The sequence below is a fragment of the Nocardia sp. NPDC057455 genome, from assembly GCF_042802775.1.
Lineage (GTDB): Bacteria > Actinomycetota > Actinomycetes > Mycobacteriales > Mycobacteriaceae > Nocardia.
Genome location: NZ_JBHVDM010000106.1, coordinates 1 through 23354 on the forward strand (window position 1 = coordinate 1; position 23354 = coordinate 23354).

General features: G+C 69.3%; 22 protein-coding genes. 7 read left to right on the top strand and 15 right to left on the bottom strand.

The window, feature by feature from the left end; translation table 11 throughout:
* Window positions 1–531: 531 nt before the first annotated feature.
* The 8 genes from ACFU5M_RS29690 to clpS all read right to left on the bottom strand — a co-directional run bounded on the left by ACFU5M_RS29690 (window position 532) and on the right by clpS (window position 6032).
* Entirely contained in the window at window positions 532–1296 is a 765-nt protein-coding gene (locus tag ACFU5M_RS29690; protein WP_379054197.1) for a cyclic nucleotide-degrading phosphodiesterase, read from the bottom strand.
* Between the two features lie 68 nt (window positions 1297–1364).
* Complete coding sequence (locus ACFU5M_RS29695) at window positions 1365–2090, bottom strand: rhomboid family intramembrane serine protease (RefSeq protein WP_379054198.1); 726 nt, start codon at window positions 2088–2090, stop codon at window positions 1365–1367.
* Between the two features lie 66 nt (window positions 2091–2156).
* Window positions 2157–3119 carry a cysteine synthase gene (locus ACFU5M_RS29700; RefSeq protein WP_379054199.1) on the bottom strand — a complete coding sequence of 321 codons (963 nt, stop codon included), beginning with the start codon at window positions 3117–3119 and terminating at the stop codon, window positions 2157–2159.
* 8 nt (window positions 3120–3127) lie between these two features.
* The gene (locus ACFU5M_RS29705) at window positions 3128–3400 is read right to left on the bottom strand and encodes a MoaD/ThiS family protein (RefSeq protein ID WP_063051456.1); all 273 of its coding nucleotides are present in this window, start codon (window positions 3398–3400) and stop codon (window positions 3128–3130) included.
* Window positions 3401–3433: 33 nt separating this feature from the next.
* The gene (locus ACFU5M_RS29710; RefSeq protein ID WP_379054200.1) at window positions 3434–3853 is read right to left on the bottom strand and encodes a Mov34/MPN/PAD-1 family protein; all 420 of its coding nucleotides are present in this window, start codon (window positions 3851–3853) and stop codon (window positions 3434–3436) included.
* 110 nt (window positions 3854–3963) lie between these two features.
* The gene (locus ACFU5M_RS29715; protein WP_379054201.1) at window positions 3964–5028 is read right to left on the bottom strand and encodes a P1 family peptidase; all 1065 of its coding nucleotides are present in this window, start codon (window positions 5026–5028) and stop codon (window positions 3964–3966) included.
* A 61-nt stretch (window positions 5029–5089) separates the two neighbouring features.
* Window positions 5090–5659, bottom strand: a complete 570-nt coding sequence (locus ACFU5M_RS29720; protein WP_379054202.1) for a DUF2017 domain-containing protein — start codon at window positions 5657–5659, stop codon at window positions 5090–5092.
* Between the two features lie 22 nt (window positions 5660–5681).
* Window positions 5682–6032: an ATP-dependent Clp protease adapter ClpS gene (clpS, locus tag ACFU5M_RS29725; protein ID WP_039796380.1), complete on the bottom strand. Its 351-nt coding sequence runs from the start codon at window positions 6030–6032 to the stop codon at window positions 5682–5684.
* 123 nt (window positions 6033–6155) lie between these two features.
* Between clpS and ACFU5M_RS29730 the strand changes: the two genes are divergently transcribed.
* Window positions 6156–7466: a nicotinate phosphoribosyltransferase gene (locus tag ACFU5M_RS29730; protein ID WP_379054203.1), complete on the top strand. Its 1311-nt coding sequence runs from the start codon at window positions 6156–6158 to the stop codon at window positions 7464–7466.
* 2 nt (window positions 7467–7468) lie between these two features.
* Here ACFU5M_RS29730 and ACFU5M_RS29735 read toward each other — a convergent pair whose 3' ends face one another.
* The gene (locus tag ACFU5M_RS29735) at window positions 7469–7660 is read right to left on the bottom strand and encodes a hypothetical protein (RefSeq protein WP_379054204.1); all 192 of its coding nucleotides are present in this window, start codon (window positions 7658–7660) and stop codon (window positions 7469–7471) included.
* Window positions 7661–7843: 183 nt separating this feature from the next.
* On the opposite strand from ACFU5M_RS29735, the gene ACFU5M_RS29740 reads away from it, so the two are divergent.
* On the top strand, window positions 7844–8410 hold the full coding sequence (locus ACFU5M_RS29740; RefSeq protein WP_379054205.1) for an isochorismatase family protein: 567 nt from the start codon (window positions 7844–7846) through the stop codon (window positions 8408–8410).
* Window positions 8411–8467: 57 nt separating this feature from the next.
* Window positions 8468–10516, top strand: a complete 2049-nt coding sequence (locus tag ACFU5M_RS29745) for an ATP-dependent DNA helicase (RefSeq protein ID WP_379054206.1) — start codon at window positions 8468–8470, stop codon at window positions 10514–10516.
* A gap of 161 nt (window positions 10517–10677) precedes the next feature.
* On the opposite strand, the gene ACFU5M_RS29750 is transcribed toward ACFU5M_RS29745, so the two are convergent.
* The 4 genes from ACFU5M_RS29750 to glgP form a co-directional block, all read right to left on the bottom strand.
* Window positions 10678–11070, bottom strand: coding sequence for a RidA family protein (locus ACFU5M_RS29750; protein WP_379054207.1), 393 nt, complete (start codon window positions 11068–11070; stop codon window positions 10678–10680).
* 132 nt (window positions 11071–11202) lie between these two features.
* Window positions 11203–11736: a DoxX family protein gene (locus ACFU5M_RS29755; RefSeq protein WP_379054208.1), complete on the bottom strand. Its 534-nt coding sequence runs from the start codon at window positions 11734–11736 to the stop codon at window positions 11203–11205.
* 161 nt (window positions 11737–11897) lie between these two features.
* Window positions 11898–13259: an NCS2 family permease gene (locus tag ACFU5M_RS29760; protein ID WP_379054209.1), complete on the bottom strand. Its 1362-nt coding sequence runs from the start codon at window positions 13257–13259 to the stop codon at window positions 11898–11900.
* Between the two features lie 110 nt (window positions 13260–13369).
* Window positions 13370–15943 carry an alpha-glucan family phosphorylase gene (gene glgP, locus ACFU5M_RS29765; protein WP_379054210.1) on the bottom strand — a complete coding sequence of 858 codons (2574 nt, stop codon included), beginning with the start codon at window positions 15941–15943 and terminating at the stop codon, window positions 13370–13372.
* A 444-nt stretch (window positions 15944–16387) separates the two neighbouring features.
* Between glgP and ACFU5M_RS29770 the strand changes: the two genes are divergently transcribed.
* From ACFU5M_RS29770 to glgB, 4 genes are all read left to right on the top strand, one after another.
* Window positions 16388–16678: a hypothetical protein gene (locus ACFU5M_RS29770; RefSeq protein ID WP_379054211.1), complete on the top strand. Its 291-nt coding sequence runs from the start codon at window positions 16388–16390 to the stop codon at window positions 16676–16678.
* A gap of 154 nt (window positions 16679–16832) precedes the next feature.
* Window positions 16833–17474 carry a LysE family translocator gene (locus ACFU5M_RS29775; RefSeq protein WP_379054212.1) on the top strand — a complete coding sequence of 214 codons (642 nt, stop codon included), beginning with the start codon at window positions 16833–16835 and terminating at the stop codon, window positions 17472–17474.
* Between the two features lie 100 nt (window positions 17475–17574).
* Window positions 17575–19578, top strand: coding sequence for an alpha-1,4-glucan--maltose-1-phosphate maltosyltransferase (locus ACFU5M_RS29780; protein ID WP_379054213.1), 2004 nt, complete (start codon window positions 17575–17577; stop codon window positions 19576–19578).
* Entirely contained in the window at window positions 19575–21728 is a 2154-nt protein-coding gene (gene glgB, locus ACFU5M_RS29785) for a 1,4-alpha-glucan branching protein GlgB (protein WP_379054214.1), read from the top strand. Before ACFU5M_RS29780 ends, glgB begins: the two co-directional genes overlap by 4 nt.
* A gap of 252 nt (window positions 21729–21980) precedes the next feature.
* On the opposite strand, the gene ACFU5M_RS29790 is transcribed toward glgB, so the two are convergent.
* On the bottom strand, window positions 21981–22829 hold the full coding sequence (locus ACFU5M_RS29790; protein WP_379054216.1) for a tetratricopeptide repeat protein: 849 nt from the start codon (window positions 22827–22829) through the stop codon (window positions 21981–21983).
* 61 nt (window positions 22830–22890) lie between these two features.
* On the bottom strand, window positions 22891–23259 hold the full coding sequence (locus ACFU5M_RS29795) for a DUF3817 domain-containing protein (RefSeq protein ID WP_379054215.1): 369 nt from the start codon (window positions 23257–23259) through the stop codon (window positions 22891–22893).
* Window positions 23260–23354 lie beyond the last annotated feature (95 nt).

Sequence of the window (23354 nt, forward strand, 5' to 3'; positions counted from 1 at the left end):
GGCGCAAACGCGAGCCGGGCCGCGAACGGGACATGCTCGGTCTCGCTTCGCTCGGAACCGGGAGTTGAGGTGCGCTGGGGGCGACCGGGCGAACTCGCGACATCGTGCACGCGGCTCGCAATGGCCGGTGGACGTTCGTTACTGGTGATCAGCGGCCGCGCAAACGCGAGCCGGGCCGCGAACGGAACGTGCTCGGTCTCGCTTCACTCGGAAGACGGGTTGGGGTGCGCTGGCGCTCTGGGAAAACGGTTGTGGATTAATGTTCGGTGATCCGGATGGCTTGTCGGCGGCGATTTCAGCGGCGACTGTTGCGCGGACGGGCAGGATCGGACGGGGGTGCGGATCGGCGAGCTTGGGCACGCCTGCCCTTTTGGGGCGGCGAGCCGGTAGCGGCTACGCGGCCGACAACCTCGGATAGCTCGTCGAGCGTGGACGGCTTCCTCAGCAGGGCTGGCGTCGATGATCGCGCCACCGCAAGTTGTGACAGCGTCGAGAAGACCTACTGGTCTGCCCCGCCTGACTCGTGTTCGGTCAGATATCGAAGGTCTCGCCTGGCGCGACCGCGTGCACGGGGCCGGTGAACTGTGCTTTGGCCTCGGCGATCACGTCTTCGCGGGAGGTCCACGGGGGGATGTGGGTGAGCAGGAGTTCCTTCACGCCCGCCTCGGCGGCGATCTGGCCTGCCTCGGTGCCCGAAAGGTGAATGCCGGGGGGCCGATTCGCCGGGTCGTGGGTCCAGGAGGCCTCTGCCATCAGGATGTCGGCGCCCTGCGCGAGTTCGTGGACCTGGGGGCACATCGCCGTGTCGCCGGTGTAGACGAAGGTGCGTCCGCTCGCCGTGACGATCCGCAGGCCGTAGGACTCCGGCGGGTGGTACATCCGGCGCGCGGTCACGGTATGTCCCGGCCCGAAGGAGATCGGCTCGCCTTCGGTCCAGGGCCGCATGTCGATCACGTCGGACCAGTCGTCGCATTCCCCGCCGACCTCGGCGGAGGCGTTGCCGATACGCACCGAGGTGTCCGACGGGCCACGCACGATCGCCTTCCCCTCCGGCGGAGTGGGATGGTAACGGCGCCACACCAGCAGGCCGGGCAGGTCGAGGCAGTGGTCGGCGTGCAGATGGGTCAGGAAGATGTCGACCTCGCCGGGATCGGCGTGGCGCTGCAACGCGCCGAGCACTCCGGGGCCGAAATCGATGACCGTCGGCGGCATGTCCGGGCCGGTCAGCAGGTAACCCGACGCAGGAGAGTCCGGGCCGGACACACTGCCCGAGCACCCGAGGACGGTAAGGCGCATTCCCCCATGCTGCCATGCGGAATTCTCACTCAAGAAAGGATCCCCCACATTTCCGCCGGGCCGTGCGCTCACCGCGGCAACGCACCGGTTCCGGCTCGGTCTCCGCGGCGGCTTCGTCGTGCATCTCCAGAGAGTACCCAGCCGGCCAGCAATCCACTCAACGCGCCGAATAGATGGCCCTGCCAAGAGATTCCGGGCTGTCCGGGCAGAACGCCCCACAGCAGCGATCCGTAGAGGGCCAGCACCACGAGTCCGAGCACGATCTGCGCCACGTTGCGAGCGAACCAGCCGCGGGAGATGAGGAAGGTCAGCCAGCCGAATACCAGCGAGGACGCGCCGAGATGCACACTGCCGGTAGCTCCGGTGAGCCAGACGCCGAGCCCGGCCACCAGCCAGATGATCGCGGTGGCGGCGAGCCCGCGACCGATGCCCGCCAGCAGGACGAGGAAGCCGAGCACCAGCACCGGAAGCGTGTTGCCGATCAGATGTGGCCAGCCATGGTGCAGCAACGGGGCGAACAGGACGCCGGTCAGCCCGTCGGCACGGCGCGGCTCGATGCCCGCGGAGTCGAGCCGCCCGCCGACGGCGGTGTCGACCCCCTCGATCCCGTAGAGGACCCCCACGAATCCGGCGATCAGCACACCGGCCCGTAGCCACAGCTGCTTGATCGCGCCGACGCCACCGGTCGACGGCGGCATGGACGGCCCCGGCGCACCGACGGGCTTGCCCAGTTGCGCACGGATCGCCGCGATCCGTTCCGGGTCGAACGACGCCCCGAGTCCCGCGCCTGCCATGGCCACCTCCTCGCCGTGGCGGGGACATGGCCCCGCCTCACCGAGGGTACCGGCGCGGCCGGGGAATCAAGCCCAGAGCTGGCCGTCGAGCCGCTCTTCCGCCTCTTCCAGCGTGCCGTCGTAGGCGCCGGTCGACAGGTACTTCCACCCGCCGTCGGCGACCACGAACGCGATGTCGGCGCGGGCGCCCGCCTTCGCCGCCTTGCGGGCGACGCCGAGCGCGGCATGCAGGATGGCGCCGGTGGAGATCCCCGCGAAGATGCCTTCCTCGAGCACCAGCTCGCGGGTGCGTTTCACCGCGTCGTACGGGCCGACCGAGAAGCGGGTGGTCAGCACGCTCTCGTCGTACAGCTCGGGGATGAATCCCTCGTCGATGTTGCGCAGGCCGTAGACCAGTTCGCCGTAACGCGGCTCGGCGGCCACGATCTCGATGCCGGGCACCTTCTCTCGCAGGAAGCGGCCGGTCCCCATCAGCGTGCCCGTGGTGCCGAGTCCCGCGACGAAGTGGGTGATCTCGGGCAGATCGGCCAGGATCTCCGGGCCGGTGGTCTCGTAGTGCGCCGACGCGTTCGCCGGATTGCCGTACTGGTAGAGCATCACCCACTCCGGGTTCTCCGCCGCGATCTGCTTGGCCAGCGCGACGGCCTGATTGGAGCCGCCCGCCGCGGGGGAATCGATGATCCGCGCCCCGAACATGGTGAGCAGCTGCCGCCGCTCCACCGAGGTGTTCTCCGGCATCACACAGATCAGCCGGTAGCCCTTCAGCTTCGCCGCCATGGCCAGCGAAATGCCGGTGTTCCCGCTGGTGGGCTCCAGGATCGTGCACCCGGGTCGCAGCAGACCGTCGGCCTCGGCCTGCTCGATCATCCGCAGGGCGGGACGATCCTTGATCGACCCGGTGGGGTTGCGATCCTCGAGTTTGGCCCACAGCCGCACGTGGTTGTCACCGTCCCATTGGGGAGACAGGGTGCGCAGGCCGACCAGCGGGGTGTTGCCGAGGGTCGCGATCAGCGATTCGTAACGCGCCACGGGACGGGTCAGCCTCCGGCTACGGCGGGCAGGATGGTGACGCTGGCGTCCTGGGGCACCTCGGCCGCGAGGCCGCCCGCGAAGCGCACGTCCTCGTCGTCGACATAGATGTTGACGTAGCGGTTGAGCTTGCCGTCCTTGAGCAGGCGCTCGGCCAGCCCGGGGTGGTTGGCCTCGAGATCGTCGATGAGCGCCGACAGCGTGGCGCCTTCGGCCTGCACGCGCTTCTCACCTCCGGTGAGGCCGCGCATGATGGTCGGAATGGACACGGTTACCGGCATGAGTACTCCTCGGTTTCGCGAACAGGCATCGGTCTAGTTCTCGTACGCGTCGACGATCCGCACCGGCTCCTCGGTGACCTCACCGTCGACGATCCGGTAGCTGCGCAGCTCGTGCCGCTCGGGGTCGCGGGTGGAGATCAGCACGTAGTGCGCGAACGGCTCGGAGGCGTATGACACGTCGGTCCGGCTCGGATAGGCCTCGGTGGCGGTGTGCGAGTGGTAGATGACCACCGGCGTCTCGTCGGCATCGTCCATCGCGCGCCACACCTTCAACTGCTCACCGGAATCGAAGCGGTAGAACGTGGGCGAACGCTCGGCGTTGACCATGGCGACGAAGCGCTCGGGACGATCCGAACCCTCCGGCCCCGCGATGACACCGCAGGCCTCATCCGGGTGATCGGCGCGCGCGTGCGCCACCATCGCCTCCACGAGGTCGGCCCTGATCACCAGCACGAGTCGCTCACCTTTCCACAACGCCGACCCATCGCAGTCGACAACGAGCCAGGATATTCGGGTATTCCCCCGGCGACGCCGCCCGGTCCCCGGTTCGGGGCATCGCCTGTTCAGACCCCTAACAGATCGCCGTAGGCCGGGATGCCCGCCACCGAACGCGCCGAGCGGATCGCGTCGACGACGGCGCGTTCGACGCAGACCGCGGCGGCTGTGCAGATCTCGTCCAGCACGAGCAGATCGGCGGGGAATGCGGGCGGCAGCGGCAGGTCCATGCCCTCCTCCGCGGTCCCGGTGGCGAGTGCGAAGAGCGTGTCGCCGTCCAGCGGCGAGTGCGCGGGGCGGATCGCCCTGGCCAGCCCGTCGTGCGCGGTGGCCGCGACCCGCTTGCATCCCGCCGGATCGAGCGGGGCGTCCGTGGCCACGACGCCGATCGTGGTGTTGAGCACGGTTCCCTTCACCGGCAGCGCGTTCGCCGCGGCCAATCGCTGCGCCGACGGCGCCCGCAGATCGAAGAATTCCGGCCCGTCGGTGCCGCACCCCCAGGGCAACCCGGTGCGGGGGTCGAACACCGAGCCGACGGGATTCGCCACGATCAGCGCCGCGACGGTGATTCCCGCGGCGGCGCCTTCGCCCAGCGCGACGCTCGCGGTGCCGACCCCGCCTTTGATCGATCCCGCGCGTGCCCCGACGCCGGCGCCGACCGATCCCCGGGCGAAGTCGATGCCCGCCGCCGCCGCGGCCCGATAGCCGAATTCGGCGGTCGGACGGATGTCCCACGCGCCGACCGGAAGATCGAAGATCACCGCGCCGGGGACGATCGGCACCACCCGGCTCGGGTCGGCCGGGTCCATCACGATGCCGGCGCCGTTCTCCTCCAGCCAGCGCATCACCCCGTCGGCCGCGGCGAGGCCGAAAGCACTGCCGCCGGTGAGCAGGATCGCGTCGACCTGGCGGACGGTGTTCATCGGATCGAGCAGATCGGTCTCCCGGGTGCCCGGCCCGCCGCCGCGCACGTCGACCGCCGCCACCGCGCCGCCCGGCACCCGCACGACGGTGCAGCCCGTCGCCGCCCCGGAGCCGAGCGTCGCGTCCCGGTCGAGCACGTGGTGGTGCCCGACCAGCACTCCGGGTACGTCGGTGATCGAATTACGTTCTCCCGGTCCGGCGTTGGCCATCTCTACTCCTCACGGCGCGGAACTTCCGGTCGCTTCGCGCCGATCTTCGCAGCACAGCCGGTCAGGGAGCCAGCGCTTGGAGCAGCGAGTCCTGCATCCAGGTCAGCCAGTGGTACACGTCCAGGTGCGGAGCGCGCGGATCATCGGGTTCGAGATGGTCGGGCGTGTCGGCATCGATGTTCAGCACCGTGCCGAGCGCCAGCCGGACGTCGGTGAGCGCGGTCAACCAGGCGTCGGCCTGTTCGGGGGTGAGGACGATCTTGCCGCCCGCGCTCGGGACGGTGCTCAGCACGACCGACCCCGCCGCCAGCTTGGCGTCGATGATGTCGGGCTCGTGCAGGCCGCGCAGCGCGCTGTTGAGATCGGCGCGTTCGGCGTCCGGCGAGCCGGGCTCGCTGCGATGGAAGTCGGGAAGGAGTCTGCGCAGCCGCGGATCATCCGGCGGGACGGTGTTGCCGGATCGCAGTCCGGTGAGGGCGGCCAAGTCGTCGTCCGGGGCGGACTCGGAGCGTTCGTTCAGCAGTCCCGAGACCGCACCGACCAGCGACCGAAGCACATCGGCCTCACGTGCGTCCATCTCGGAACGCAGTTTGAGACCGCTCAGCGAGTTCTTCCTGCTCCACTTGCGCACGGCGTCAGGGTAGTCGTCCAGGTCAGTCGTCCCGTTGCATGGTGGCCCATAGCCCCGCGGCGTGCAGCCGCTGGACGTCGTGCTCCATCTTGTCCCGGGAACCGGACGAAACCACCGCCTTGCCTTCGTTGTGGACCTTCAGCATCAGTTCGGTCGCCTTCGCTTTGCTGTAGCCGAACAACTTCTGGAAGATGTAGGTGACGTAGTGCATGAGATTGACCGGATCGTCCCAGACGACGGTCACCCAGGGACGGTCCTCCGCCTCCAGGATCTCCGTGTATTCGACCGCTTCGGGTGTCGCCTGTGCCGCCGACAATGTCGCGTTCGCGGCGTCCACAACGACGTCACCCCGGACTGTGTTGCACAAGGCCATAGGGTCAAGAGTACGACTCGACTCCGGATAAACAACACCCACGCAGCCCCGATTCGCGTTTCCGCGGGTTCACCGAGCCGATGCCGGACCCCGTGAGCCGACCGTTCTGTCTACAGTGACAACGTGGACCTGCGTGACGGCGTCGCCAGCACGGCGCTGCTGACCGACCAGTACGAACTGACCATGCTCGCCGCGGCGCTCGCCGATGGTTCAGCGCATCGCCAGTGCACGTTCGAGGTGTTTGCTAGACGTTTGCCCAATGGTCGTCGCTACGGCGTAGTCGGGGGTACCGGCCGGCTGCTCGACGCGCTGCGCCGGTTCCGCTTCGGCGAGGCGGAGCTGGCCGTCGCCGCGTCGTTCTCGGACCGGCGGACGCTCGACTGGCTACGCGACTACCGGTTCACCGGCGACATCGACGGCTACGCCGAGGGCGAGCTGTACTTCCCCGGCTCCCCGATCCTCTCGGTGCGTGGCACGTTCGCCGAATGCGTCGTCCTGGAGACGCTGATCCTGGCGATTGTCAATCACGACAGCGCGATCGCTGCCGCAGGCGCACGGATGGTCAGCGCCGCGGGCGGCCGCAGGATGATCGAGATGGGCTCGCGGCGCACTCACGAGCTGGGCGCCCCGGACTGCGCGCGCGCCGCGTATCTGGCCGGTTTCGACGCCACCTCCAACCTGGAGGCGGTGCGTCGCTACGGGATTCCGGGCGCGGGCACCAGTGCGCACGCGTTCGTCCTGCTGCACAGCGGCCCCGACGGGGCGCACGAGGCCGAAGCGTTCCGCAGCCAGGTGCAGACACTGGGGGTCGGGACGACGCTGCTGGTGGACACCTTCGACATCACCAGGGGCGTCGCGACGGCCATCGAGGTCGCGGGCACCGAGCTGGGCGGCGTGCGGATCGACTCCGGCGATCTCGGCGTCCTGGCCAGGCAGGTGCGCGACCAACTCGACGCGCTCGGGGCCACCAAGACCCGCATCGTGGTCTCCGGCGATCTCGACGAGTACGCCATAGCCGCGCTGCGCGCCGAGCCGGTCGACGTCTACGGCGTCGGCACCGCACTGGTCACCGGCTCGGGCGCGCCGACCGCCGGAATGGTCTACAAGCTGGTCGAGGTCGAGGGGGTGCCGGTGGCCAAACGCAGCAGTCACAAGCAGTCCCGCGGCGGCACCAAGAAGGTGATCCGACTGGCCCGCGACACCGGAACGATCGTCGAGGAGATCGTCTACCCTGCGGCCGGACCGGTGCCCCCGGCCAACGGCTTCGAAGCCAGGGAGCCGCTCGTCCCGCTGGTGCGCGGCGGTGAGCGGGTCGAGGACCTGCCCACGCTCGCCGAGAGCCGGGACCTGGTCGCCCGGGGCCTGATCAGCCTGCCGTGGGAGGGCCTCAAGCTCTCGGCGGGTGAGCCCGCCGTGGTGACCACCTTCGCCTGAGGTCAGCGCCTGCGCGGGTCGACGCGGGCGACCAGCAGCAGTCCGGCGGCGAAAAGCAGCGCGAACACCACACCGGTGATCCCGAACCACACCCATGCCGACGGCTCCGCGGGACGGGAACCCAGCAGGAAGAAGACCGCGAGAAAGACGATGGTGCCGACGATTACGCTGCGAAACAGTCTGGCAGGGCTCATGAAAGGGTCTCCATGTGGAAAGGCGGCGAACCTCGCCGCCGACGAAAGGGTCACTCGGTAATCACCCTGAGCGGTGGTCGCGTTTACATCGCGGCTCGCTGAATTCCCGCGAGTCGGGTGAACGCGCGTCCGACCGAGCGGCAGAATCTCAATCAGTCATTCAGCACACCGCGGGAGGTCGCCATGACCCGGGCACTGATCATCGTCGACGTCCAGAACGATTTCTGCGAGGGCGGTTCACTCGCGGTCACCGGTGGAGCCGCCGTGGCGGCCCGGATCAGCGAGCACCTCACCACGGCGAAATACGGCGCGATCGTCGCGACCCGCGACTATCACATCGATCCCGGCGCGCACTTCTCCGACGCGCCCGACTACATCGACAGCTGGCCGCCGCATTGCCTGGTCGGCACGCCGGGCGCCGATTTCCACCCGGCGCTGACCACCGGACCGATCCAGGCCGTCTTCTCCAAGGGCGCGTACTCGGCGGCCTACTCCGGGTTCGAGGGCACGACCGAGGACGGCACCGCGCTGGCCGACTGGCTGCGCGACCGCGGCGTCGACGCCGTCGACGTGGTCGGCATCGCGACCGACCACTGCGTGCGCGCCACCGCGCTGGACGCGCGCATCGAGGGTTTCGACACCCGCGTCATGCTCGACCTCACCGCGGGCGTCGCCCCCGATACGGTCGGCGCCGCGCTGGACCGCATGCGCGGCGCCGGCGTCGATATCGAGGGCAGCGTCAACCGATAGACCGCGTGGTCTCCGCGACCTTCCTGCCCTGTCGGAGGCGCCGAGTAGGCTGCTCGCGTGCCCGAACTCCCGCCCGTTTCCGACCTTTTGGCCACCGCCGTGCAGGCGCTCGGCGGCAAGGAGCGCGCCGGGCAGGTGACGATGGCCGCGGCGGTGGACCACGCGATCGACACCAAGGAGCACCTCGCGGTGCAGGCCGGGACGGGCACCGGCAAGTCGCTGGCGTACCTGGTGCCGAGCCTGCGCCACGCCGTGCGCACCGGCCGCACGGTGGTGGTCTCCACCGCGACGATCGCGCTACAGCGCCAGCTGGTCGATCGCGATCTCCCCCGGCTGGCCGACGCGCTGAGCGCGCCGCTGGGGCGCACGCCGAAGTTCGCGATCCTCAAGGGACGCAACAACTATCTGTGCTTGAACAAAATCAACAGCGCCGTCCCGGACGAGCCCGCCGAGGCGGAGCTGTTCGACGCGTTCGCGATCTCCCGCCTCGGGCGCGAAGTGCAACGCCTCAACGAGTGGGCCTCCGACACCGAGACCGGCGACCGCGACGAACTCGCCCCGGGGGTGGGCGATCGCGCCTGGCGGCAGGTCAGCGTGTCGTCGCGGGAGTGCCTCGGCAAGTCGCGCTGCTCCTTCGGCCAGGATTGCTTCGCCGAGCGGGCCAGGACCGAGTCGGCGCAGGCCGACGTGGTGGTGACCAACCACGCACTGCTGGCCATCGACGCGATCAGCGGCATCCAGGTGCTGCCCGAGCACGACGTGGTGGTCATCGACGAGGCACACGAGCTGGTCGACCGGGTCACCGGCGTGGCCACCGCCGAACTGGCCTCCGCGGCGATCAGCGCCGCGGCCCGGCGCTGCGCCAAGCTCATCGACGAGCAGGAGGTGGATCGCCTGGAGGGCGCCGCCGAGGCCTGGCACACCATGCTGGACGAGCTGCCCGCCGCCCGGTGGGACACCCTGCCCGACGGCGTCGCCCCGGTACTGGCCCTGATCCGCGATGCCGCCTGGAACGCGCGCACCGCGCTCGCGCCGCCGGGCAGCACCACCGCGCAGGGCGACCCGGAGACCTCCGCCGCCCGCACCATGGCACTGGCCGCGCTGGACGAGGTGCACGACAGCGCGGTCCGCGCGCTGACGGCGTTCGACGAGCCCGATCCCGCCACTCGCCGGGACGTCATCTGGCTGGCCGCCGACGAGATCCGTGGAGTGGTGCGCCGCTCGCTGCGGATGGCGCCGCTGTCGGTGGGCGGGCTGCTGCGCAGCAGGCTCTTCGGCACCGCGACCGTCGTGCTGACCTCCGCCACCTTGCAGATCGGCGGCTCTTTCGACGGCCTGGCGGTCACCTGGGGCCTGCCCGCGCAGTCGGGCAATCGCACCGATCCCGCCACCGCGAACGGGGCCCAGCCGCCATCGGACACCGAAACCGTGCGCTGGAGTTCGCTCGACGTCGGCTCACCGTTCGACCACGCCAAGTCCGGCATCCTCTACGTCGCCAAGCACCTGCCCGCGCCGGGCCGCGACGGGCTCGCCCCGGCCTACCTGGACGAGATCGAGCGGCTCATCACGGCAGCGGGCGGGCGCACCCTCGGCTTGTTCTCCTCGATGCGCGCCGCCCGCGCGGCCACCGACGCGCTGCGCCCACGGTTGCAGACCCCGGTGTTGTGCCAGGGCGACGACGCGACGGGCGCGTTGGTCCGCAAATTCGCCGACGACCCGGAGACTTCCCTGTTCGGCACGCTGTCGCTGTGGCAGGGCGTCGACGTGCCCGGCCCGTCGCTGAGCCTGGTGATCCTCGACCGCATTCCCTTCCCCCGCCCGGACGATCCGCTGCTGGCTGCCAGGCAACGTGCCGTGGAGATGCGGGGCGGAAACGGGTTCATGACCGTGGCCGCCAACCACGCGGCGCTGCTGCTCGCCCAGGGCACCGGGCGTCTGCTGCGCAGCGTCGATGATCGCGGCGTGGTCGCCATCCTCGATTCCCGCCTCGCCACCGCCCGCTACGGCGGCTATCTGCGCGCGTCGCTGCCGCCGTACTGGGAGACGGCCGACCCGGAAGTTGTGGTCAAGGCCTTGCACCGACTGGCCGCCGCGGCCACGGTGTGATACCGAACACACCGACCGGAATCTAATTCCAGACGGAAGTAGATTGGTGGCCGGTACGTCGGGTGACCCCCAATTCCCACACCGACGTGCCGGCCGGTCCCCGCGCCAAGCCCTGCACGCGGCGCGGGGACAGCACCGGACCCCGGTCCGTCAGCGGCGTTTCAGCGCACGGCCACCGCGTCGACCTCGAACAACATGCCCGGCAGGGCGAGCGCCGCTACTCCGGTCAGCGTCTGCGCCGGCGGGCGATCACCCCAGATGGCGGCGATCTCCTTTCCCAGCACCGCCAGCTTCTCCAGGTCGTGATCGACGATGAACGTCCGCAACTGCGCGACCTGCGCGTAGTCCGATCCCACGGAGCGCAGGGCGATTCCGAGATTTGCGAACGCAGTGCCCACCTGAACCGCGAAATCCGTGCTCGTGGTGTGCCCGTCGGCGTCCGAGTCGTACTGCCCCGCGATGAACACCAACTCGCCGCGCGCTACCGCCACATGGCTGTAGCCGAACCCGGTCGGATCGTGCAGTTCACCTGGATTGCTGATTTCCACGGCCATCGTTTCTCCTCGCTCGGTCGACAAGTGCTGCGACAACACAACGACGATCCGGCAGCTCGCGGTGTGACACGACAAACGACCGCGGCGCGGCGACCGAGGTCACCGCGCCGCGAATCCGGCTGTGCCGCAGTTTCAGAGCGCCCACTTGAGGATCAGCGTGAGCGCACCCGTCACGATCGCGAGAATCAGCGCGCCGACTCCCCATACGAATCCATGCCGCTCCCACGGACGCCCGGCGTCCAACGAGAACTTGCCCGGCCCGGTGAAGGGCAGCGCCGCGCCGACCACCGCGAACATCAAGCCCATCTCGTAACCGCCCAGCAGACCACCGGCCCAGGTGGCGTTGATCGCATTGATCATCGTGCCCACCACGATCGCACCGGCCAGCGGAGTCAGCAGACCGAGCAGCAGAAGCAGGCCGCCGCCGAGTTCGGTCAGGCCCGCCAGAGTGCCGAACACCTTGCCCGGGTTGTATCCCATCTGCTCGAAGCCGTCGGCGTTGGCCTGCAGGCCCGGCCCGCCCCACCAGCCGAAGAGTTTCTGCGCGCCGTGTGCCGCGAGCAAGCCGCCGAAGACGACTCGCACGATCAGCAGGCCGATGTCGGCGGCGACGCCGTCCAGTTCGGTGTCGGTGCGGGTTCTGTCGAGTACGGATTTGATGGTCATGCTGGTCCTCATCCCTGCGCAGTCGTTCCGGACTGGATCGTTACCTCGGCGAAAAAACGGACTACGGTCCGATTCTCGCACGAAGGGGCCAACTGCCCAACCTTTCGGTCTATTCCACGTTCGGGTCGGAAGGATGGTTCAGCGCGAAAACGAGCGAAAGGTTACTCCGCGAGGAAGAAGAAGTAGCCGAGGAACACCAGCATCAACGCCCACATCGCCGGGTGCACCTCCTTGATCCGGCCCTTGGCGACCATGACCACCGGGTACAGCAGCATGCCCATGGCCAGGCCGTTGGCGATGGAGTACGTCAGCGGCATCATCACGACGGTGACGAACGCGGGCACCGAGTACTCCAGACGGTTCCAGTCGATCTCTCCGAGCGCACGAGCCATCAGGATGCCGACCACGATGAGCGCGGGTGCGGTCACCTCACCGGAACCCGCCACCACCGCGAAGATCGGATAGCAGAACATCGCGACGAGGAACCAGCCCGCGGTGGTGACGGCGGTCAGCCCGGTCCGTCCGCCCGCCGAGACGCCCGCGGTCGATTCCACATAGGCGGTGGTGGTGGAGGTGCCGATGACCGCTCCTGCCATGGTGCCCACCGAGTCGGCCGCCAGCGCGCTCGCGGCGCGCGGCAGCTTGCCGTTCTCGTCCAGCAGATCGGCCTGGTTCGCCACGCCGATCAGGGTGCCCGAGGCGTCGAAGAAGTCGACGAACAGCATGGTCAGCACCACCACGGCCATCTGGCCGGTGAACGCGTCGGGCAGATGGATGATCGCCTGACCGAAGGTGTGCTCGAGCCCCTTCGGCGCGGCGAACACGCCCTTGGGCAGATCGACCAAGCCGCTGACGATGCCGACGATCGTGGTCAGCACGATGCCGTAGAGAACCGCGCCGTGCCAGCCGCGTACCAGGAACACCACGGTCACCAGCAACCCGAACAGCGCGAGCAGCGTGGTGCCCGCGGTGAAGTCGCCCAGGGTGACCAGCGTCGCCTCGCTGTTCACCACAATCCCGGCGTTCTTCAGGCCGAGGAAGGCAACGAACAGCCCGATACCCGCGCCGACGGCGAGCTTCAACTGCATCGGGATCGCGTTGAGGATGCGTTCGCGAATCCTCGTCACCGCGAGCACGAAGAAGATGACGCCGGAGAGGAACGTGCCCGACAGCGCCACCTGCCACGGAATTCCCATCTCGAGCACCACCGTGTACGCGAAGAACGCGTTCAGTCCCATACCCGGCGCGAGCGCGATCGGATACCGGGCCCACAGCCCCATGACCAGCGTGCCGAAGACCGCGGCGACGGCGGTGGCGGTGAACACCGCCTGCATCGGGATACCTTTGTCGCCCAACGCCCCCTGGTCGCCGAGCACCGCGGGATTCACCGCGAGGACGTACGACATGGCCAGGAACGTGACCGTTCCGGCCATGAGTTCACGCTTGACGGTCGAACCGTTCGAGCGGACCCCGAAGTAGCCGTCGAGGCGTCCTCGGGTCCGGTGCAGAACGTCGGTGACCATGGGTGACTCCAGTCGAGGAACGAATCGGGGCATGCCAAGGGCACGGTAGCCGACGGTTCACTCCCCTGGGGAAACCCGCGGTGGCGCCGCCGTGACGGGCGCCACCCGGGCTAGGCGCTCGGCGCGGAGACCAACCCGAGTTCGGCGTCGGAGGCCAGCAGTTCGTTGTGCGGCAGCACGCGCACGGTGTAGCCGACGGCGCCGGACAGGGGTAGCGGCGTGTCGACGGTGAACAGCTCGGCGCCTGCGTCGGATCCGGTGTGCGTCATCGGGACCGTGGTGGTGTCGGAGAGGTCGTCGGTCGCCGATACCCGGCCGAGTACCGCCTGCACCACCACATCGGGCACGCTCAATCCGCCGAGCTCGACCCGCGCGGTCAGCGACAGCCGCGCCCCGATGACCGGCGTGTCCGGCAGCCCCGCGCTGTCCACCTGGATCACCTTGACCGAGGGCCACGCCGACTCGACCCGGTGGCGGTACTCGGCCACGGCCCGCGCGACGGCGAAATCGTCGGCCGTCGCCCGCTGGTGAGCCGCGGCGGCGGGAGCGTAGTACTCCACCGCGTAGTCGCGGACCATCCGAGACGCCAAGACCTTCGGTCCCAAAGTCTGCAAGGTGTGGCGAACCATCTCGACCCAACGCACCGGCATCCCGGTCGCGTCGCGCTCGTAGAAGCGCGGCGCCACCGCACGTTCGAACAGGTCGTAGAGCGCGGTGGCCTCCAGATCGTCGCGGCGGTGCTCGTCCCGGACGCCCTCCGCGGTCGGAATGGACCACCCGTTCTCGCCGTCGTACATCTCGTCCCACCAGCCGTCCCGGATGGACAGGTTGAGCCCGCCGTTCAGCGCGGATTTCATGCCGGAGGTGCCGCACGCCTCCAGCGGGCGCAGCGGGTTGTTCAGCCAGACGTCACAACCCCAGTACAGGTAGCGAGCCATCGACATGTCGTAGTCCGGCAGGAAGACGATCCGGTGCCGCACCTCGGGGTCGTCGGCGAAGCGGACCACCTGCTGGATGAGCGCCTTGCCGCCGTCGTCGGCCGGGTGGCTCTTGCCCGCCACGACCAGCTGCACCGGCCGCCGCGGGTCCAGCAGCAGGGCACGCAGCCGTTGCGGGTCGCGCAGCATGAGGGTGAGGCGCTTGTAGGTCGGCACCCGGCGCGCGAACCCGACGGTCAGCACATTCGGGTCGAAGACCCCGTTCACCCAGCCGAGTTCGGCCTCCGCCGCGCCGCGCTCCAGCCAGGACGCGCGCACCCTGCGGCGCACCTCCTCGACGAGGATGCCGCGCAGAGTATTACGGGTGGACCACAGCTCGGTGAGATCGACGTCGCGCAGCCGTTCCCAGCCGCGCCCCTCCTCGAGCAGTTGCGCGCCGATATGCTCGCGCGCTTTGTCCACCCATTCGCGCGCGGCCCAGGTGGTGGCGTGCACACCGTTGGTGACCGAACCGATCGGCACCTCCGCCGGGTCGAAACCCGGCCACAGCGAGGCGAACATCGACCGGCTCACCGCGCCGTGCAGCTTCGAGACACCGTTGGCGCGCTGCGCGAGCCGCAGACCCATGTGCGCCATATTGAAGACGGCGGGATCGGCCTCCCGGCCGAGTGCCACGATGCGGTCCACGGAAAGGCCTGGCAGCAGCGCGGATTCGGATTCGCCATGCGCACCACCGAAGTAGCGCCGCACCATCGGCATGGGGAATCGGTCGATGCCCGCCGGGACCGGAGTGTGCGTGGTGAACACCGTGCCCGCCCGCACGGCGGCGAGCGCGGAATCGAATTCCTGCCCCGCCGCGACGAATTCGCGGATGCGCTCCACGCCGAGGAAACCCGCGTGACCCTCGTTCATGTGGAACACGTCGGGATCGGGCAGACCCGCCGACGCGGTGTACGCGCGCACCGCCCGCACACCGCCGATGCCTGCGAGGATCTCCTGACGGATGCGATGCTCCTGGTCGCCCCCGTAGAGCCGGTCGGTGACCGCGCGCAACTCCGGGTCGTTCTCGGCGATGTCCGAGTCCAGCAGCAACAACGGAACCCGGCCCACCTGGGCGATCCACACCCGCGCGCGCAGCACCCTGCGGTCGGGCATCGCCACGTGGATGAGCACCGGCGAATCGCCGGAGGTGAGCGCCCGCAGCGGCAAGCCCTGCGGGTCCAGCGCCGGATAGTGTTCGGCCTGCCAGCCGTCCGCCGTCAACGACTGCCGGAAGTAACCCGAGCGGTACAGCAGCCCCACCCCGATCAGCGGCAGGCCGAGGTCGGAGGCGGCTTTCAAATGGTCGCCGGCCAGGATGCCGAGGCCGCCCGAATAGTTCGGCAGCACCTCGGTGACACCGAACTCCATCGAGAAGTAGGCGATGCCACGCACCCCCTCCTCACCCGCCCGGCGCTGGAACCAGCCCGGCGCCGCCAGGTACTCGCGCAGCTCCGCCGCCGCGTCGTCCACGCGAGCGACATAGTCGGCATCGGCGGCCAGCTCGTCCAGCCGCGCCGCGGGCACCTCGCCCAGCATCCGGACCGGATCGTGCCCCATCTCCTGCCACCGCCGGGGATCGAGCGCGGCGAACAGGTCCTGCGTCGGCGGGTGCCACGACCAGCGCAGATTCGTGGCGAGTTCACCCAGGGCCGCCAGGCGCTCGGGCAGATGGGCACGGACGGTGAAACGACGCAATGCCTTCATTCGGTAGAAACTACACGGCGCCCGGAGCGCACGCCCCGCGTGACCGCGCCTCGGAAAACCTCTCGACCAGCAGGTTTCCCGGCTGCACGTCGACGAGATCAGCACATCCGATCGGGTGTCATGCGCTCTACCGTCACGGATCGGCCACAGGTCGCGCTCCGGCGCGAGGGCCCGCTACCCGATCGAGACCCGCACTCGCTTGTGAATCGGAGAACGCCGGGCAAACCCACAAGCTGTGCGGACCAACCGGCCGCACCAACCGAAATCAGTACGGGAGTGATCGAGATGTGGATGACAGCACACCCAAATCGCGCCCGCGATAGGCGCTGGTCGCGCGCTGGAGCAGCGATCACGGGGTTCGGAGCTTTCGCGGCGGCATTCGTTCTCGTCGCACCCTCCGCCGCAGCGGCGGTCACGACGGCAACCGCGAGCCCGGCCCAAGGAATGACTCTCGGTCTCGGGAACTACGGGACCAACTGCCAGTACCGGGTGACGGCCACGGTGGACAACATTCCCTCGTCCGACCCGGTTCAGTTCACCGACAACGCCGCGGGCACGTTCTCGCCGAATCCCGCACCGGTGGTCGGCAACCAGGCGACCACCGTCTGGATGCCCGACGCGACCGGGCAACACACGATATCCGCGATGCAGGGCGCCGGTCCCGCGTGGACTTCACCGGTGATGACGGTGGGCAACGGGATGAACCTCGGCTTCGCGTGCGTGGTCCTGCCGTAGACACGGCAGTTCGGGAGCGAAGTTTCGCGCCCGGGTGGCCAGGCGAGCGGTGATCTCCGGCCGTGGCCACCCGGGCACCTCGCAGCTGCCGGACGGTACGCGCGGGTGCGGAAAATTCGTGGCCCGAGCGATGCCGAGGTGACAGCATCGACTGATGCCGCACTGGGTCGACGTTCTGCCGCAATTCCTCACGGCCTGCCTGCTCATCGCCGCGCTGCCGGGCCCGGCGACCGCGTTGTTCCTCCAGCGCGCGGTGCGTGACGGTCGCGCCGCGGGCCTGGCGGCGGTGGCCGGAAACGAGATCGGCGTGCTCGGCTGGACCCTGGCGGGTGGGGCGGGGCTGTCGGTCCTGCTCGTCGCGAACCGAGCCGTGAACACGGCGGTGCACGTGGTCGGCGCGCTCGTGCTGATCTGGCTCGGCGTGCAGGCGTGGCGGGGTGCGCGCGGTGACGACGAGTTCGGCAGTGCGCTGACGAAGATGCTCCCCACGGGTCGCACGCCCGCCGCCGCCTTCCGCGCCTCGCTGGTGTCGATCGCGGCCAACCCCAAGGCGGCCGTCTTCGGATTGACGATCCTTCCGCAATTCCTTCCGTCCGACGGTCCGGTGCTGCCGACCGTGGTGATCCTGGCGCTGATCCAGTTGGTGCTCGACACCGTGTGGTGCGTCGGCGTGGTCCTGGCCGCCGACCGCGCGGGCGCGTGGTTGCGCCGCACCGGCATCCGGCAGCGGGTCGAACGCGCGCTCGGCGCGGTCCTGGTCGCGCTCGGCCTCGGTCTCGCCGCCGACGCGCGCTGACCGGAACAGCCGGATCAGCCGCCGCCGCGGCGGTCAGGGACGGGGGCACGAAAAGATCGCCGATCCGGTCCGCAGAGCCGGTTACCGGTAGGTTGGTCCCGTGACCGGCCGCATCGCTATCGATGACACTGCACCGTCCATCCCGGGCGGCCGGCCCGCCAAGGCGGTGGTCGGCGAAGTCTTCCCGGTGCGCACCGTGGTGTGGCGAGAAGGGCACGACGCCGTCGCCGCCACCCTCGTCGTCCGCGGCCCCGGCGCGTCGCGGCCCTCCCGCATCCGCATGACGCCGGACTACGAACCCGACGTCTTCAACGCGACCTTCACCCCGAACACCCCGGGAGTCTGGACCTACCGGATCGAAGGCTGGAGCGATCCGATCGCGACCTGGCGATCGGCGATCGAGGCCAAGCTCGCTGTCGGGCAGAGCGCCGCCGATCTGGCCAATGACCTCGAACTGGGCGCCCGCCTGTTCGACCGCGCCGCCCAGGCCGTACCGAAGAAGCAGTTCCAGCGCTTACGCGCGGTCGCGTCGGCGCTGCGCGGCGACGATCAACTGCCCGCGCGAGTGGCCCCGGCCTTCACCGAGGATGTCGCCGAAATCCTGCGCGCCACGCCGCTGCGCGACCTGGTCACCCGGGGTCCGCAGCACACCGTCCAGGTCGAGCGGCACCGCGCGCTCTACGGCTCCTGGTACGAGTTCTTCCCCCGTTCGACCGGCGGCCGCGACGCCACCGGCAAACCGATCCACGGCACCTTCGCCACCGCGGCGAAGGAGCTTCCACGCATCGCCGCGATGGGCTTCGACGTGGTGTATCTGCCACCCATCCACCCGATCGGCGAGATCAACCGCAAGGGGCGCAACAACGCGCTCACCGCCGAGCCGGGCGACGTCGGCTCGCCGTGGGCCATCGGCTCGAAGCACGGCGGTCACGATGCCGTGCACCCGGATCTGGGCACCGAAGACGACTTCGCCGAATTCGTCGGGGCGGCCCGCGAACACGGCCTCGAGGTAGCGCTCGACCTCGCGTTGCAGTGCGCGCCCGATCATCCCTGGGTGCGGGCGCACCCCGAGTGGTTCACCACCCTGCCCGACGGCACCATCGCCTACGCGGAGAACCCGCCGAAGAAGTACCAGGACATCTACCCGGTCAACTTCGACAACGACCCCGACGGCTTCTACGCCGAAGTGCTGCGAGTGGTCCGGCACTGGATCGATCTGGGCGTCAGGATCTTCCGCGTCGACAACCCGCACACCAAGCCCGCCGACTTCTGGGAGTGGCTGATCGGCAACGTGTGGCGCACCGACCCGGAGGTCATCTTCCTGTCCGAGGCGTTCACCCGCCCAGCCCGGCTCTACGGCCTCGCCCGGCGCGGATTCAGCCAGTCCTACACGTATTTCACCTGGCGGGTGGCCAAGTGGGAACTGACCGAGTTCGGCAACGAATTGGCCGCGAAGGCCGACGAGGCCCGCCCGAACCTCTTCGTGAACACCCCGGACATACTGCACGAGAGCCTCCAGCACGGCGGACCGGGCATGTTCGCCATCCGTGCCGTCCTGGCCGCCACCCTCGCGCCGACCTGGGGCGTCTACTCCGGCTTCGAGCTGTTCGAGCATCAGGCGGTGCGCCCGGACAGCGAGGAATACCTCGACTCGGAGAAATACGAGCTGCGCCCGCGTCCGTTCGCCGAGGCGCTCGCGCGCGGAGAGTCGCTGGAACCGTGGCTCACCCGGCTCAACGAGATCCGCCGGGCGCACCCCGCCTTGCAACAGCTGCGCTGCCTGCATTTCCATCATGTGGACAACGACGCGCTGCTCGCCTACTCCAAGATCGATCCCGTCGGTGGCGACGCGGTGCTGGTCGTGGTGAATCTCAACCCCTACGCCGCCGAATGGGGCATGCTCTCGCTCGATCTGCCCGCGATCGGCCGCGAGTGGCACGACCATCCGGTGGTGTACGACGAGATCAGCGGCGAGGAATATCACTGGGCTCAAACAAATTACGTGCGGTTGGACCCCGCGCGTACCGTCGCGCACGTCATCGCGCTGCCACCGGTGTCCCAGCAGGCGCGCACCGAGCTGGCCTACCGCAGGACGCTGCGATGAAACGGCGCGATCTCCTGCTGCTCGCGGCGGGCACCCATACCGACCCGCACACCGTGCTCGGCGCGCATCCCCATGCCGACGGCACGGCGGTGCGGGTGCTGCGCCCGCACGCGGAATCCGTGGCGGTGCGGGTCGGCGGCATCGACCATGCGCTGAAGCTCCTGGACCACGGCGTGTTCGCCGCGGTGCTGCCGTACCCGGAGATCATGGACTATCGCGTCGTCACGACCTACCCCGGCGGTCAGACGATCATCGGCGCCGACGGTTACCGCTTCCTGCCCACGCTCGGTGAACTCGACCTGCACCTGATCGGCGAAGGCCGCCACGAACGCCTGTGGGAGGTGCTCGGCGCACACCCTCGCCGCTACACCACTCTCGACGGTGACGTGGCCGGCACGTCGTTCGCGGTGTGGGCGCCGAACGCGCGCGGCGTCACCGTGATCGGCGACTTCGACGGCTGGAGCGGCAACACCGCGCCGATGCGCGCCCTGGGCTCGTCCGGGATCTGGGAAATCTTCGTCCCGGATGTCGGACCGGGCGCCAAGTACAAATACCGCGTGCACGGCGCCGACGGCCGGACCGTCGATCACGCCGACCCGCTGGCCTTCGCCACCGAACTACCTCCGGCGACCGCATCGGTGGTCACCGAAAGCCACCACGCGTGGCATGACCGCGCATGGCTCGAGCGGCGCGCGGCCACCGATCCCACCCGCGCGCCCATGAGCGTCTACGAAGTGCATCTCGGTTCGTGGCGGCCCGGCCTCGGTTATCGCGAACTCGCCGAGCAACTCGCCGAGTACGTGCAGGCCACCGGATACACCCACATCGAACTGCTGCCCATCGCCGAGCATCCGTTCGGCGGCTCGTGGGGGTACCAGGTCACCTCCTACTACGCGCCGACGGCGCGCTTCGGTTCCCCGGACGACTTCCGTACATTCGTCGACCGCATGCACGCGGCGGGCATCGGCGTCCTGCTGGACTGGGTCCCGGCCCACTTCCCGCGCGACGAATGGGCGCTGGCCCGCTTCGACGGCACACCGCTCTACGAGCACGCCGATCCACGCCGGGGCGAGCAACTCGACTGGGGCACCTATGTGTTCGATTTCGGCAGGCACGAGGTGCGCAACTTCCTCATCGCCAACGCTCGCTACTGGATCGAGGAATTCCACATCGACGGCCTGCGCGTCGACGCGGTCGCCTCCATGCTCTACCTCGACTACTCCCGCGCCGAAGGTCAGTGGGAGCCCAACGTACACGGCGGCCGGGAGAATTTGGAGGCCGTCGACTTCTTGCAGGAACTCAACGAAACCTTGCATCGGCACCACCCCGGCGTCGTGACGATCGCCGAGGAGTCCACCACCTGGCCCGGCGTCACCCGCGGCACCGATGTCGGCGGTCTCGGCTTCACCATGAAATGGAACATGGGCTGGATGCACGACACCCTCGGGTTCCTCGGCCGCGACCCGGTGCACCGCTCCTGGCACCACAACGAGATCACCTTCTCGCTGGTCTACGCCTGGAGCGAGAACTATGTGCTGCCGATCAGCCATGACGAGGTCGTGCACGGCAAAGGCACGCTCTGGACCAGGATGCCGGGCGACGATTTCGCCAAGGCCGCGGGTGTGCGATCGCTACTGGCCTACATGTGGGCCCACCCGGGTAAACAGCTGCTGTTCATGGGCCAGGATTTCGGCCAGTTCCGGGAGTGGTCGCACGACCGCGGCCTGGACTGGCAGGAACGGGACAACCCCCTGCATCAAGGCATCACCGCGCTGGTGCGCGACTTGAACGCGGTCTATCGCGCCCACCCCGCCCTGTGGAGTCAGGACACCGCCCCGGGCGGCTACGCCTGGATCGAGGCGAACGACCCGACGAACAACGTGCTGGCGTTCCTGCGCTACGGCTCCGACGGCTCCGTCATGGCCTGCGTCTACAACTTCTCCGGGGCGACGCACGACGCGTACCGGGTCGGCCTGCCGCATCGGGGCCAGTGGCTGGAAATCCTCAACACCGACGCGGTGGACTACGGCGGCTCCGGCCTCGGCAATCTGGGCGAGGTGGCGGCCACCGACGAGCCGTGGCACGACCGCCCCGCCTCGGCCGCCGTGACACTCGCGCCGCACAGCGCGGTCTGGCTGCGTCCGGTCTAGGACTCGCACACCACTTCCAACACCCGTTCGGCACCACCGTGTACGGCCGAGGTCACCGCTTCGAGCCCGCCGACTGCGATGCCCGATCGTGGCACGTACGCGGCAGTGTGCGCAGTTCGCGGCTTGGCCCCGGGGCGGGCAGCGAGCAGATCGTGCCGCCGATTCGGATCCAACGGCATCCGCCTCCGCCCGCTCCGAGCGGAGGACCGGCCCCAGGGCCCGCGACAGGGGCCACCCGGCGGCCCGGCGAAGTCAGTACAGCGCTGCGGCCAGCTTGCGGCGGGCGGCTACGACGAACGGCTCGGCCTGGTCGAACAGCTCGAACAACTCCAACAGGCGGGTACGCGCCTTGGTGCGCTCGTCACCGGAAGTGCGCTTGACGACGGCGATCAGGCGATCGAAGGCCGCCTCGGGCCGCTGCTGGAACAACTCGAGATCGGCGGCCTGGATTGCGGCGTCGACGTTCGACGGGTCGGCGTCGGCGTCCGCGAGGGCCGACTCCGGCAGCTCTCGAGCCCTGGCCAGGAAGCGGACCTGGCGCAGCGCGCCCTTGGCCTCCTCGTTCGCGGGCTCGGCGTCGAGAATCGCTTGGTAGGCGGCCTCGGCGCCCACGAGGTCACCCTGCTCCAGCGCCGCCTCGGCCGCCGCGAAACGCGGGTCCTCGGCCGGCTGCTGCGGCTCCTCGCCGCCTTCCAGCTTTCCCGCGACCGCGTCGACCACCGCGTCCAGCCACTGCCGCACCTGCGGCTCCGGCTGCGCGCCCTCGAAATCGGCCAGCGGCTGCCCGGCCGCGATCGCGATGACCGTCGGGATGCCCTGCACCCGCAGCGCCTGCGCGATGCGCATATTGGCCTCGGCTTCGACCGTGGCCAGGTCCCAGGTACCGCCGTCGGCGGCCGCCAGCCGCTCCAACGTCCGCACCAGCTCGACGCTGCCCGGGCTGCGCTGCGAATACAGCACGACCACCACGGGCACCTGCATGGAACGGCGCAGAACCTTGGTCTCGAAATCGGCCTCCGACACCGCGTGGTCACCGCCGGTCGCACCGCCCGCGCTTCCCGCGGGCTGCTTCAGGCTGGACAGATCGACTGCCCCGGACATGGCGGCGGCGACAGCGGGCGAAGGACGGCGTGCGGCTGGTCGATTCACGACTTCCAGTTTGTCACGACGTGGCGGAGACGGGTGCCCCGGACTCGGCCGAACCGGCGTTGCTCAATTCACCCAACTGCCCCGAGCGCACCGCCCACACCTCGAACAGCACCGTGCAGAACGGCGGGATGCTCGACAGCAGCGCGAGAACGGTGGTCTTGGCGCTCCAGCCCAGCTCGCGCGCCGCCACGATCGCGGCGATCACGAACAGCACGAACACGATGCCGTGCGTCATGCCGAACACTTTGACCGGCCACAACACCGGTTCGGGAATCCGCTTGAACACCATGCCGATGATCAGTAGGAACCAGGAGATCGCCTCCAGCACCGCGACGAATCGAAACCGCTTGGCCACCGTGCTCAGGTCGAAGACATTGCCCATGCGCCCATTGTGCCGGATGCACTACACACTGTCGTAGTGAGCTGTGTCTAATTTCAGCGCCTGCGGCGCTGGGTGTTCGCGGCCCCTTTGTGGCT